General features: G+C 67.6%; 9 protein-coding genes, 2 rRNA genes and 2 pseudogenes (1 of these 13 cut by a window edge). 5 read left to right on the plus strand and 8 right to left on the minus strand.

Going from position 1 to position 12,622, the window contains the following annotated elements; genetic code table 11:
• Positions 1–114: 114 nt before the first annotated feature.
• Positions 115–735, minus strand: a complete 621-nt coding sequence (locus VSH64_RS23915) for an L-threonylcarbamoyladenylate synthase (RefSeq protein WP_326564903.1) — start codon at positions 733–735, stop codon at positions 115–117.
• 67 nt (positions 736–802) lie between these two features.
• Between VSH64_RS23915 and VSH64_RS23920 the strand changes: the two genes are divergently transcribed.
• The 4 genes from VSH64_RS23920 to VSH64_RS23935 all read left to right on the plus strand — a co-directional run bounded on the left by VSH64_RS23920 (position 803) and on the right by VSH64_RS23935 (position 4,890).
• Positions 803–1,528: an MgtC/SapB family protein gene (locus tag VSH64_RS23920; protein WP_456062078.1), complete on the plus strand. Its 726-nt coding sequence runs from the start codon at positions 803–805 to the stop codon at positions 1,526–1,528.
• Between the two features lie 121 nt (positions 1,529–1,649).
• Positions 1,650–2,843, plus strand: coding sequence for a coiled-coil domain-containing protein (locus VSH64_RS23925; protein ID WP_326564905.1), 1,194 nt, complete (start codon positions 1,650–1,652; stop codon positions 2,841–2,843).
• A gap of 970 nt (positions 2,844–3,813) precedes the next feature.
• Entirely contained in the window at positions 3,814–4,530 is a 717-nt protein-coding gene (locus VSH64_RS23930; protein ID WP_326564906.1) for a CPBP family glutamic-type intramembrane protease, read from the plus strand.
• 78 nt (positions 4,531–4,608) lie between these two features.
• Complete coding sequence (locus VSH64_RS23935; protein ID WP_326564907.1) at positions 4,609–4,890, plus strand: metal-sensitive transcriptional regulator; 282 nt, start codon at positions 4,609–4,611, stop codon at positions 4,888–4,890.
• Positions 4,891–4,950: 60 nt separating this feature from the next.
• On the opposite strand, the gene VSH64_RS23940 is transcribed toward VSH64_RS23935, so the two are convergent.
• Positions 4,951–7,182, minus strand: a complete 2,232-nt coding sequence (locus tag VSH64_RS23940) for a heavy metal translocating P-type ATPase (protein WP_326564908.1) — start codon at positions 7,180–7,182, stop codon at positions 4,951–4,953.
• Positions 7,183–7,389 carry a heavy-metal-associated domain-containing protein gene (locus VSH64_RS23945; RefSeq protein WP_326564909.1) on the minus strand — a complete coding sequence of 69 codons (207 nt, stop codon included), beginning with the start codon at positions 7,387–7,389 and terminating at the stop codon, positions 7,183–7,185.
• Positions 7,390–7,501: 112 nt separating this feature from the next.
• Between VSH64_RS23945 and cobF the strand changes: the two genes are divergently transcribed.
• Entirely contained in the window at positions 7,502–8,260 is a 759-nt protein-coding gene (gene cobF / locus VSH64_RS23950; RefSeq protein WP_326564910.1) for a precorrin-6A synthase (deacetylating), read from the plus strand.
• 33 nt (positions 8,261–8,293) lie between these two features.
• Here cobF and VSH64_RS23955 read toward each other — a convergent pair whose 3' ends face one another.
• The 5 genes and pseudogenes from VSH64_RS23955 to VSH64_RS23970 form a co-directional block, all read right to left on the minus strand.
• Positions 8,294–8,956 carry an alpha/beta hydrolase gene (locus VSH64_RS23955; RefSeq protein ID WP_326564911.1) on the minus strand — a complete coding sequence of 221 codons (663 nt, stop codon included), beginning with the start codon at positions 8,954–8,956 and terminating at the stop codon, positions 8,294–8,296.
• 35 nt (positions 8,957–8,991) lie between these two features.
• A pseudogene (locus VSH64_RS48535) lies at positions 8,992–9,174 on the minus strand (hypothetical protein); the annotation flags it as partial.
• Positions 9,175–9,246: 72 nt separating this feature from the next.
• Positions 9,247–9,587, minus strand: a pseudogene (locus VSH64_RS23960) (helix-turn-helix domain-containing protein); the annotation flags it as partial.
• A gap of 405 nt (positions 9,588–9,992) precedes the next feature.
• Positions 9,993–10,109, minus strand: a 5S ribosomal RNA gene (gene rrf / locus VSH64_RS23965).
• Between the two features lie 86 nt (positions 10,110–10,195).
• Positions 10,196–12,622: ribosomal RNA gene (locus VSH64_RS23970) — 23S ribosomal RNA — on the minus strand (it continues 666 nt past the right edge of the window).

Raw genomic sequence — 12,622 nt, forward strand, 5'->3', positions numbered from 1 at the left:
CGGGAGCGACCTCGGAGGAGGTATAGCCGGGCGGGCGCCGCCGAAAGCCCTGGTCAGCCTGCTACCGAGTCGCGTCGAGGCCGCCGCGTCGCCTCGTGAATCGGGGGGCCGGGCTCACTCGAAGCGGGTGGCGTCGCCCGCGCCGTGGCGGACGACCTCGGCCTCGCCGGAGGAGAAGTCGACCACCGTGGTCGGCTCCACGCCGCAGTCGCCGGAGTCGAGCACGGCGTCCACCTGGTGATCGAGTTCTTCCTTGATCTCCCAGCCCTGGGTCAGCGGCTCGGCGAACTCGGGCAGCAGGAGGGTGCTCGAGAGGATCGGCTCGCCGAGCTCGGCCAGCAGCGCCTGCGTGACCACGTGGTCCGGAATGCGCACACCGACCGTTTTCTTCTTCGCGTGCATCAGCCGCCGCGGCACTTCCTTGGTCGCGGGGAGGATGAAGGTGTAGGGGCCGGGCGTGGTGGCCTTGATCGCGCGGAACACCGTGTTGTCCACGATCACGAACTGCCCGAGCTGCGCGAAGTCCTGGCAGACGAGCGTGAAGTGGTGCCGGTGGTCGAGCTTGCGGATCGCCCGGATGCGCTCCATGCCCTCCTGGTTGCCGATCCGGCAGCCGAGCGCGAAGCAGGAGTCGGTGGGGTAGGCGATGAGCCCGTCTTCGCGAAGCAGGTCCACGACCTGCGACAGCGAGCGCCGCTGCGGGTTCTCGGGGTGGACATCGAAGTAGCGGGCCATGCGCCGAGCTTAGGGGTGATCGACACCGGGGGCCGCGCGGGCACGCCGCTGCGCGGCGAGGCACAGTGTGCGCGTGAACGCTCTCTGGTCCACCGATCAACAGTGGTCGCTGCTGCTTCCCGTGCTGCTCGCGCTGGTGCTGAGCACGGTGATCGGCCTCGAGCGCGAGGTCGGCAACAAGCAGGCCGGCCTGCGCACCCACACGCTGGTGGGCGTGGGGTCGGCGGTGTTCATGCTCGTGTCGAAGTACGGGTTCGCCGACCTGCTGGGCACCGAGCACGTGGCGCTGGACCCGTCGCGGATCGCGGCCCAGATCGTGTCGGGCATCGGCTTCCTCGGCGGCGGGTTGATCTTCGTGCGCCGCGACGCCGTGCGTGGGCTCACCACCGCCGCGACGGTGTGGATCGCGGCGGCCGTCGGCGTCGCGTCCGGGGCCGGGCTGCCCGTGCTCGCGGTGGGGACCACGGTGGGGCTGATCGTGATCACGCGCGGTTTCCCGCCGCTTTCCCGCTTCGTGGCGCGGCATCGGCGTGAACCACCCATTCTGCGGCTGAGCTACTCCGACGGGCACGGAGTTTTACGAAACGTTCTCGCGAGCTGTACCGAGCGCGGCTTCGCCGTCCACCGGGTGGCGGTCGACAGGGAGACGGTTTCCGAGGAGGGGCAACGGATCGCGGTCGTCACGCTGCGGTTGCAGGGCCGTGGTGATCTCGCGGATCTCACCGCGGAACTCGCGGAACTGCCCGGCGTGCGGAGCACCGCGACGGGCGCTGAAGATCCGCTCGAAGATTGATCGCGTGCCCGTCCCCCACAGCGGCCCGGTCTTCGGGCACACTGGACGGCACACGGAAACCTCGGTGCGGCAAAGGAAACATCGCGCCCGAGGAGAAACCATCCAAATGGGAGGTGAGGCCATGGCCCCCGAAACCGGCGAGGACCTGCTGTCCGTCGAGCCCCGTTTCGAGCAGGCTTGGCGCGGCTTTCACCGAGGCCAGGTCAAGGAATTCGTGGCCTGGGCCCAGGAAGAGCTCCGCCGCGTCACCGCCGAACGCGACGCCGCGGTGCACCACGTGGCCCAGCTGTCCGGCCACACCCGCGAGCTGCGCGCGACGATCGACCGCGTCAGCCGCACCCCCATAGAGCCCGACGCCCTGCAAGAGCGCTCGCGCCGCATGATCGAGCTGACTCGCGAAGAAGCTTCGGAGATCATCGCCCGCGCGAAGGAAAAGGCGGAGCAGACCCGTCTCGACGCCGAGGCCGAGGCCGTGCGCCTCACCGAGCAGGAGCGCTCGCTCGTCGCCGCGACCGAAGAGGACCGCCGCCGCCAGGCCGCGGCCCACGCCGCCTTCATGCGCCAGGCCGCCACCGAACGCGCCGCCGCCGACGAGGCCGCCGCCCAGCAGCGCCGCCGCATGGAAGCCGACCTCACCGAGGCCCTCCACCAACGCCGCACCACCACGATCACCGAGCTCGACACCCGGCGCACCACCACGCTGGCCGAGCTCCACACCCTGCGCACGGAAACCGAGCGCGAGCTGGAAACCGCGCGCACCACCACCCTGCACGACCTGGAAACGGCGCGGTCCGAAACCCACCGCGACCTGGAAGCGGCCCGCGCATCAACGCAGCACGAGCTGGACACCATCCGGGCGTCAACACTGCACGAACTGGACACCGCGCGGGCATCGACGCTGCGCGAGCTGGACACCGCCCGCGCCGAAACCCACCGCGAGCTGGAAACCGCCCGGTCGGAAACCCACCGCGAACTGGACACCACCCGCACCGAAACCCTCCGCGACCTGGACCTCCAGCGCACCACCACGGCACACGAACTCGCCGCCCAGACCACCGCCGCCCAGGCCGACGCCGAAGCCCGCGTCCTGCGGGCCACCGAGCACGCCACCCACGTCGTCACCCAGGCCGAAGCCCGCGTCGCCGAACTCGCGGCCGTGCATCACCGCCTCCAAACGGCCCTCACCGGCACCCGCGAACTCCTCGCCTCCGCCACGGCCGCCCTCGACCCCCCACCGGACGACACCGGCAGAGACACACCGGTCCCCGTCCAACGCCGCAAACCGGCCCTCACGGAAGCCACCCCCACCGGCTGACCAGCCCACATCTCAGCTCCACAACCATCCCCGCACCGCCCGCACCCACCACGGCGGCCCGGCTTTTCACCCCTGCCCCGCGACCGATAATCGGCCAGCCGACGTGCGGCGGCTCGCCTTGCGCCACTCGGCTTCCAGCTCCCATTCGCGCGGGCACCCCACCACCACAGCGCCTTCTCGCCTCCCGCGCACCCGACCACCGTTCGGCCCGGTCACGCAGCGGCCCGCTGCGCGCCGCTCGGTCCGAACTCCTGCGCGCGCCGGCACCCACCAGCACAGCCCGCTTTCTGACGTCTCCGCCACAACCACTCTTCGTCGGCCCACGAGCTGCAACGGCTCACCGCACCCGCTCGATTCCGGCTCCTCGTCTCGCCCGCGCTCCACCATGGCAACTCGCCTCTCACTCCGTACCCCGCAGCCGGCCGGTCGGCGTGCACAACGGCCCGGCTTCGAATTCCTCCTCACGCCGCGCCCCACTACCGCCACCCGGCTTTTCACCTCCCGCGGGCCGCCCGCCAGTCGGCCGCGACGAGCAGCGGGCCTGCCCGCGCCCACTCGGCTTCAGCCTTCCCCGCGCCGGCACCCAGCCACCGCAATTCGCGCTTCCACCCCTTCCCCGCGACCGATGAGCGGCCGGTCCGCGATGTGCAGCAGCCCGCCGGGCGCCGCTCGGCGTCTGCTTCCTTCGCGCGCCGCGTCCGAACCGCCGCTGCCCGGTTTCTGCCTCCACACGCTCGGCTTCCAGTTCTTCCTCGCGTAGCGGCACCACCGCAGCAGCTCGGTATTTCACGCCGGTCGCGCAGCGGTCTAGGCCGGCGCGGTACCACCAATCCCTCGTCGCGACGCACCAACCTCAACTCGGCTTTTCAAAGCCTCCCCGCCACCGACCACCACCCGACGGCCCGGCTTTTCAACCGACCCCGCGTAGAAAAACCCCACCGTGATCACGCCCACCCCTAAACTGGCGACGATGACCATCACCGGGCCGAGAACCTCGACACGGTTATTCCTCGTCGTCGTCGCCGTCCTCGTTCTGGCTACCGCCACGACCCTCGCGAACCGCGTGCTGCCGGGATGGGCGTATCCCGTGTGCGGAGCCGTCACGGCGGCCGTCCTGCTCGGGTTGGCGTTCGGGGCGGGCTACACGTCCGTCGACCTCGGGCTCAGTCGGGTGACCGTCAAGCGGGCAGCCGTGACCGGACTGATCGGGATGGCGTTCTTCCTGGTCATCTTCGGTACCGCAGCGGCGGTGCCGGCCTTGCGCACCGTCTACGACGACGGCCGTGTCGGTGATCCCGATCTGCTGCAGCTGTTGTGGCTCACGCTCGGGCGGATCACGTTCGGCACGGTGATCGTGGAGGAGATCGCGTTCCGGAGTGTGCTGCCGGCGCTGCTCGGGGCGCGGGACGATCGGTGGCGGTGGGGGCCGATTCTCGGGGCGTCGGCGTTCTTCGGGTTGTGGCACTTCCTGCCGGCGCTGGCCGTCGGGCGGAATGCGGCCGTGCACGCGGCGCTGGGTGGTGTCCCGGAGCAGGTGGTACAGGTGCTCGCGATGGTCGCGGCCGCCGCGGCGGGGGTGTTCCTGTACGCGTGGCGACATTTCGGCCGTGGGGTGCTGGCGTCGGTGCTGGTGCACTTCACCACGAACGTCGGGGGGCTCGTGATCGCGGTGGCCGTCCGGGCGTGAATACGCATACCCCGTATCGGATACGCCGGGTGGGTATACTGGACGACGTACAGGTGCGAACGAAGGAGACGGTGCGCCATGACGGGCTACGGCAGTGAGCGGGACGCCTACCTCAAGCGTCTGCGCCGCATCGAGGGGCAGATCCGCGGCCTGCAGCGCATGGTCGAGGAGGACAAGTACTGCATCGACATCCTCACGCAGGTCTCGGCGGCCACGAAGGCCCTGCAGTCGTTCTCGCTGGAACTGCTCGACGAGCACCTGGCCACCTGCGTGGTGCAGGCTGCCGCGTCCGGGGGCGAGGAGGCCGACCTGAAGGTGCGCGAAGCCTCCGACGCGATCGCGCGGCTGGTCCGCTCGTAACAAAGCACTGAAAAAGGGGCGCCCCGGTGGAAAACCGGAGCGCCCCTTTTTTCACGAGCCTCAACGAGCGGCGCGGAAGCCTCGCAGACGCAGGCTGTTGGACACCACGAACACCGACGAGAACGCCATCGCCGCACCCGCGATCATCGGGTTGAGCAGGCCGAACGCCGCCAGCGGCAGGGCCGCGACGTTGTAGGCGAACGCCCAGAACAGGTTCCCCTTGATCGTGCCCAGCGTGCGCCGGGCCAGGCGGATCGCATCGACGGCCGCGCGCAGGTCGCCGCGCACCAGGGTCAGGTCGCCGGCCTCGATGGCGGCGTCGGTGCCGGTGCCCATCGACAGGCCGAGGTCGGCCTGGGCGAGAGCGGCGGCGTCGTTCACGCCGTCGCCGACCATGGCCACGACCCGGCCTTCGGACTGCAGCCGCTTGACCACGGCCACCTTGTCCTCCGGCAGCACCTCGGCGATCACCTCGTCGATGCCGGCCGCGGCCGCGATGGCCTGGGCGGCGCCGGCGTTGTCACCGGTCAGCAGCACCGGCTCGAGGCCCAGCGCGCGCAGCTCGGCGACAGCCTGGGCCGACGTCGGCTTGATCGTGTCCGCGACCACCAGCACGGCCCGCGTGGCCCCGTCCCACCCGATGAACACCGCGGTCGCCCCTCGCTCCTCCGCGGCCGCCTTGGCCTCGGCGAGCAGTCCGTCGACAGGGATACCCCAGTCGGCGAGGAACGCGGCGCGCCCGGCCACCACGGCCGTACCCTCGACGAGCCCGGTCACGCCCAGACCCTCGGTCGCCCGGAACTCCTGCACCGCCGGCAGCTCGCCGACTCGATCACGCGCACCGGCCACGATCGCCTTCGCGATCGGGTGCTCCGACGCGTCCTCGACGGCCCCGGCGAACCGCAGCACGTCGTCCTCACTGACCCCGTCGGCGTGCACCTCGACGAGGCTCATCCGGCCGGTGGTCACGGTGCCGGTCTTGTCCAGCACGGCGGTGTCCACGCGGCGAGTGGACTCGAGCACCTCCGGGCCCTTGATCAGGATCCCCAGCTGCGCGCCGCGGCCCGTGCCGACCAGCAGCGCCGTCGGCGTGGCCAGGCCCAGCGCGCACGGGCAGGCGATGATCAGCACGGCGACCGCGGCGGTGAAGGCCTCGGCGACGTCGCCGCCGCTCGCGAGCCAGGCGACCAGTGTCACCAGCGCGAGGACCAGGACGATCGGCACGAAGATCGCGGACACCCGGTCGGCCAGCCGCTGCACGGCGGCCTTGCCGTTCTGCGCTTCTTCGACGAGCCGCGCCATCTGCGCGAGGCGGGTGTCGCTGCCGACGCGGGTGGCCCGGACGACCAGGCGCCCGCCGACGTTCACGGTCGCGCCGGTCACCGCGTCGCCGCTCGCGACCTCGACGGGCACCGACTCGCCGGTGATCATGCTGACGTCGACGGCCGAGCTGCCTTCGGTGACCGCACCGTCGGTGGCGATCTTCTCGCCGGGCCGAACCACGAACGTGTCGCCGACGCGCAGCTCGCTCACGGGCACGCGGCGTTCCTTGCCGTCGCGCACCACGGTGACGTCCTTCGCGCCGAGCTCGAACAACGCCCGCAGCGCCGCACCCGAGCGGCGCTTGGCGCGGGCTTCGAAGTAGCGGCCGGCGAGGATGAACGTGGTCACGCCGGAGGCGACCTCGAGGTAGAGGCTGCTCGTACCCATGCCCGGGGAGACGGTGAGCGTGAAGCTGTCGCGGAGCCCGGTCACGCCGGCGTCGCCGAAGAACAGGGCGTAGAGCGACCAGAGCGTGGCCGCGGAGACGCCGAGCGAGATGAGTGTGTCCATCGTCGCGGCGCCGTGGCGGAGGTTGGTCCACGCGGCGCGGTGGAACGGGAACGCGCCCCAGACCACGACCGGCGCGGCCAGCGTGAGCGCGAGCCATTGCCAGTTGTCGAACTGCAGCGCGGGGACCATCGAGAGCAGGATCACCGGCACCGTGAGCAGCGCGGAGTACAGCAGACGGTCGCGCAGCGGGCGCGTCTCGTCGGGTGTTTCGGCCGCTTCGGGCTTCTCGGGCTCGGGCGGCTGCGCGGTGTAGCCGGTGGCCTCGACGACGCCGACGAGGTCGTCGACCGAAACCCCGGCCGGGAACTCGACGTGGGCCTTCTCGGTGGCGTAGTTCACGCTCGCGATCACGCCGTCGACTTTGTTCAGCTTCCGCTCGACGCGCGCCGCGCACGAAGCGCAGGTCATCCCGCCGATCACGAGCTCGACGGTCTGCGGCGCGGGAGTCATGGTGGTCATCTACGCGACCAGCCGGTAACCGGCCTCGGTGACGGCCGCCGCGACCGCGTCCGCGGCCAGCGGCTGCTCACTGACCACCTTCACCGCGCCCGACGTGAGGTCCACGTCGACTTCGCGGACACCGGCGAGCTCCCCGACCTCTTCCCGCACCGCGCCGACGCAGTGCGCGCAGGTCATACCCTCGACGGTGTACGTGGCTTCGGTCATCACCGGCTCCTTCGTGCTGTGGCGCTCTTGATTCCTTTATACCCCTCCGGGGTAGGGGTTCACCATGCGGGCCGCCTGTGGGACCGGTTACCCGGCCCGGCAGACTGCGAAGATGCGGAAGCTCTACGCGATCGGGATCGGCGCCGGCGACCCCGAACACCTCACCGTCCAGGCGATCGACCGCCTCAACCGCGTCGACGTGTTCTTCGTCCTCGACAAGGGCTCCGCGAAGTCCGACCTCATGCGGCTGCGCGAAGACATCCTGGCGCGCTTCGTCACCCGCCCGCACCGCGTGGTCACCGCGACGGACCCGTCGCGCGACCGCGCGCCCACCGACTACCGCGCCGCCGTCGCCGACTGGCACGAACTCCGCACGGACGTCTACGAGCGCCTCATCCGCGACTCCCTGGGCCCCGACGAATCCGGCGCCTTCCTCGTCTGGGGCGACCCGGCGCTCTACGACAGCACCATCGCCCTCATCGAGGCCGTCCTGGCCCGCGGCAACGTGGCTTTCGACTACGAGGTGATCCCCGGCGTCAGCAGCATCTCCGCCCTCGTCGCCCGCCACCGCACGACGATGAACCAGATCGGCCGCGCCGTGCAGCTCACCACGGGCCGCCGCCTGGCCACGGGGTGGCCCTCGGACGCCGACGACGTCTTCGTGCTACTCGACGCGCACACCACCTTCGATCAGTTAGCCGGTCAGGGGCTGCACATCTACTGGGGTGCGTACGTGGGGACGCCGGACGAGATCCTGCTGTCGGGCCCGTTGGACGCCGCCCTGGCGGACCGGATCCGCACGGTTCGCGCGGAGGCTCGGGAGAAGCACGGGTGGATCATGGACACGTACTTGCTGCGCCGGCCTCGCTAGGGCTTCCTTCTTCGCGCGGACGCCGGTGGCTTGTCAGCCGCCGAACGCCCACGCGACCATGCGCGGAAACTCGGCCTCCCAAAACGGCCCGCCATGCCCGCCGGCCCGCTCCTCGAGCACGACCTCCGCACCCGCCTCGCGCAGCGCGTCCGCCCACCTGATCGCGTTGCCGAGGAAAAACGGCTCCTCCGTCCCCGCGACGAGGTAGGTGCGGGGCAGCACCCTCGGGAACACCGCGGGCGGCCGGTACCCACCACCCGGTGATGCGGAGAAGACCGCGCCGTAGATGTCCGGATGCCGGAGCCCCATCGCCAACGAGAGTTCCCCACTCGCTGACACCCCACACACCGCCGTCCGGTCCGCGGGCAACCCCACGCCGAACCGCGACCGCACCCACCGCCGCACATCCCCGACGAAGAACCTCTCGTGCGCCTCGAACCGCCGCGGCTCCACCGACGGCGAGTACTCCCCGATGCGCACCATCTCATCGGCGTCCCCCGTCCGGTCCACCCCGACGATCATCGTCGCCGGCCCGCCGGCAGCCTCCAGCGCTGCGCCCCACCGCGAGATCAGCTGCCCATCCCCGGCGAACACCACCGCCTCCACGGGCGCCGCCGGCACGTACACGCGGACCTGCCGCCCGCTGTCGTAGTCGAACGTCTCGGTGACGACCTCACCCGCGACTGGCTCATCCATGCTTCGGCCCTCGATCCCTGGGGAGGACGCCCAGGCTATCGGCTGCTCCCGGCAGATCCGGCCCACCGGAGTTTTGTTGCCCCCAACGCGATTGCCATCAGGCTCCGCACCCGCGCGCCTCCCTTGCCCGTCAGGCCATGGGGGGCAAGGGCCGGGTGCCGTCGGTTGATGGGTGGGTGGCCTCCAAGTGCGCTGTGGCGGCGTTGAGTGTTGTAGCGCTCGAGCCAGGGTGCAAGAGCTTCGGTGCTGCGGTCGCGGGTGGCTCTCTGCTGGGCCCGGCCATGCGCTCACCGGCCCCCGCCGTCGGGGATGCGGCCGATCTTCTTGCCGTCCAGGTGGACCAGCTCGCCCGGCTGCTCCCGCTCATAGCGGACAGCTGCGGTGTTGCCGGCCCGGATCACCTGCTCGGTGATCGGGTCCAGCGCGGCCAGCCGCGGGATCCGGTGTCGGTGAGGTGCGCGGTCACGAAGACCGGACTCACCCTCTGCGGCGCAGCGGTCCAGCCAGGTCTTCACACATTTACGAGAGATTCGCATCGTCGCGGCGATGTGTACTTGCCGCCATCCGGCCTGATGGCGCTGGACCATCAGCAATCTGCCCAGGAAGGTGGCCGGGCGTCACGGTGAGACACGCGGGCCTCCGGTTGGCGTGGGTCCTAGACAAGCCACACCTCGACCAGAGGCTCTCCCCACGTCCACCCTGTACTTCCCGCTACCAACGTCCTGGCCAAATACCGTGGCGGGAAATCGTTTGGTGGCACCAGAAGGCCGCCTTCGCATGGACCCCGTGCGCGGGGCTCGCGTAGGCGAGGCGGAAATTTCCACCTGTCCTGGTTGGAACCGCGTCTCTCCGCGATGTGGCGCGTCGGGGCCGGGCCGGCTCAGGGAGGTGGAGTCGGCCAGACCAGACGTCGGGACAGGACAGCAGAAAGCCCCAGCCCGGGAACCACAAGAGGTTCCGCCGGCTGGGGCCCGATATAGAAGTAGGCCCCGGGAGAACCATCAGGTTCTCAACCGGGGCCTACATCCTACATTTAGTTCGGCGGCGTCCTACTCTCCCACAACCCTTCGGTTGCAGTACCATCGGCGCTACCAGGCTTAGCTTCCGGGTTCGGAATGGGACCGGGCGTTTCCCTGGCGCTATAACCACCGAAACACTACGAAACAACACACACCGCGTGACCTGTTTCCGTCACCGGTGTGGTGTTTCAGAACCGTAGAGTGGATGCGTAACATCTTTGTAGGCAAGTCCTCGGCCTATTAGTACCAGTCAACTCAACAACACATTACTGTGCTTCCATTTCTGGCCTATCAACCCAATCGTCTATTGGGGGCCTTAACCCACAAAGGGTGGGATACCTCATCTTGGAACAGGCTTCCCGCTTAGATGCCTTCAGCGGTTATCCCTTCCGAACGTGGCCAACCAGCCATGCCCCTGGCGGGACAACTGGCACACCAGAGGTTCGTCCGTCCCGGTCCTCTCGTACTAGGGACAGCCTTCCTCAAGTATCCTACGCGCGCGGCGGATAGGGACCGAACTGTCTCACGACGTTCTAAACCCAGCTCGCGTGCCGCTTTAATGGGCGAACAGCCCAACCCTTGGGACCTACTCCGGCCCCAGGATGCGACGAGCCGACATCGAGGTGCCAAACCATGCCGTCGATATGGACTCTTGGGCAAGATCAGCCTGTTATCCCCGGGGTACCTTTTATCCGTTGAGCGACACCCCTTCCACCAGGTGGTGCCGGATCACTAGTCCCGACTTTCGTCCCTGCTCGACATGTCTGTCTCACAGTCAAGCTCCCTTGTGCACTTGCACTCAACACCTGATTGCCAACCAGGCTGAGGGAACCTTTGGGCGCCTCCGTTACTCTTTAGGAGGCAACCGCCCCAGTTAAACTACCCATCAGGCACTGTCCCTGAACCAGATCATGGCCCGAGGTTCAGATTCCCAATTCGACCAGAGTGGTATTTCAACAATGACTCCACGATAACTAGCGTCACCGCTTCACAGTCTCCCACCTATCCTACACAAGCCGAACCGAAAACCAATACCAAACTATAGTAAAGGTCCCGGGGTCTTTCCGTCCTGCCGCGCGTAACGAGCATCTTTACTCGTAGTGCAATTTCGCCGGGCCTGTGGTTGAGACAGCCGGAAAGTCGTTACGCCATTCGTGCAGGTCGGAACTTACCCGACAAGGAATTTCGCTACCTTAGGATGGTTATAGTTACCACCGCCGTTTACTGGCGCTTAAATTCTCAGCTTCACCCCCGAAGGGATTAACCGGTCCTCTTAACGTTCCAGCACCGGGCAGGCGTCAGTCCATATACATCGTCTTGCGACTTCGCATGGACCTGTGTTTTTAGTAAACAGTCGCTTTCCGCTGGTCTCTGCGGCCACCCACCCCTAGCCAGTAAATGGCTTCAAGGTGTTTGGCCCCCCTTCTCCCGAAGTTACGGGGGCATTTTGCCGAGTTCCTTAACCACAGTTCACCCGATCGCCTTGGTATTCTCTACCTGACCACCTGTGTTGGTTTGGGGTACGGGCCGTGCATGCACTCACTAGAGGCTTTTCTCGGCAGCATAGGATCACCCTCTTCGCCTCAAACGGCTACGCATCACGTCTCAGCCTATTGCCATGCGGATTTGCCTACATGACGGCCTACACGCTTACACCAGGACAACCATCGCCTGGCGGAGCTACCTTCCTGCGTCACCCCATCGCTTGACTACTACAGAATCAGATCCCACGCTCCACACACACCATTCACCCGAAGGCTTCAAGCATGGCTTTGGGTGGTTAGTATCAACTGCCTCATCATGGGCGCACATGCTCGGGTACGGGAATATCAACCCGTTGTCCATCGACTACGCCTGTCGGCCTCGCCTTAGGTCCCGACTTACCCTGGGCGGATTAGCCTGGCCCAGGAACCCTTGGTCATCCGGCGGCAGAGTTTCTCACTCTGCATTCGCTACTCATGCCTGCATTCTCACTCCCACACCCTCCACGACTCGCTTACGCGGCCGCTTCACCGGGCGCAGGACGCTCCCCTACCCATCACAACGATCGTTAGACCTAATGTTGCAATGACACAGCTTCGGCGGTGTGCTTAAGCCCCGCTACATTGTCGGCGCAGGACCACTTGACCAGTGAGCTATTACGCACTCTTTCAAGGGTGGCTGCTTCTAAGCCAACCTCCTGGTTGTCTGGGCAATCCCACATCCTTTCCCACTGAGCACACACTTAGGGGCCTTAGCTGGTGTTCTGGGCTGTTTCCCTCTCGACGACGAAGCTTATCCCCCGCCGTCTCACTGCCACGCTCTCACACTACGGTATTCGGAGTTTGGTTGATTTCGGTAACCCGGTAAGGCCCCTAGACCATCCAGTAGCTCTACCCCCGCAGTGAAACACGTGACGCTGCACCTAAATGCATTTCGGGGAGAACCAGCTATCACGGAGTTTGATTGGCCTTTCACCCCTACCCACAGCTCATCCCCTCAGTTTTCAACCTAAGTGGGTTCGGGCCTCCACGACGTCTTACCGTCGCTTCACCCTGGCCATGGGTAGATCACTCCGCTTCGGGTCTAGACCACGCGACTCAATCGCCCTATTCAGACTCGCTTTCGCTACGGCTACCCCACACGGGTTAACCTCGCCACGCAGCAC

Origin of the sequence: Amycolatopsis rhabdoformis (assembly GCF_035918295.1) — a bacterium.
Taxonomy (GTDB): Bacteria; Actinomycetota; Actinomycetes; order Mycobacteriales; family Pseudonocardiaceae; genus Amycolatopsis; species Amycolatopsis rhabdoformis.

What these genes read in the sequence shown, in the direction of transcription:
- VSH64_RS23955 (WP_326564911.1), bottom strand. Translation starts at nt 8,956, where the DNA reads ATGGATGAGCCAGTCGCGGGTGAGGTCGTCACCGAGACGTTCGACTAC.
- cobF (WP_326564910.1), top strand. Translation starts at nt 7,502, where the DNA reads ATGCGGAAGCTCTACGCGATCGGGATCGGCGCCGGCGACCCCGAACAC.
- VSH64_RS23925 (WP_326564905.1), top strand. Translation starts at nt 1,650, where the DNA reads ATGGCCCCCGAAACCGGCGAGGACCTGCTGTCCGTCGAGCCCCGTTTC.
- VSH64_RS23915 (WP_326564903.1), bottom strand. Translation starts at nt 735, where the DNA reads ATGGCCCGCTACTTCGATGTCCACCCCGAGAACCCGCAGCGGCGCTCG.
- VSH64_RS23935 (WP_326564907.1), top strand. Translation starts at nt 4,609, where the DNA reads ATGACGGGCTACGGCAGTGAGCGGGACGCCTACCTCAAGCGTCTGCGC.
- VSH64_RS23930 (WP_326564906.1), top strand. Translation starts at nt 3,814, where the DNA reads ATGACCATCACCGGGCCGAGAACCTCGACACGGTTATTCCTCGTCGTC.
- VSH64_RS23940 (WP_326564908.1), bottom strand. Translation starts at nt 7,182, where the DNA reads ATGACCACCATGACTCCCGCGCCGCAGACCGTCGAGCTCGTGATCGGC.
- VSH64_RS23945 (WP_326564909.1), bottom strand. Translation starts at nt 7,389, where the DNA reads ATGACCGAAGCCACGTACACCGTCGAGGGTATGACCTGCGCGCACTGC.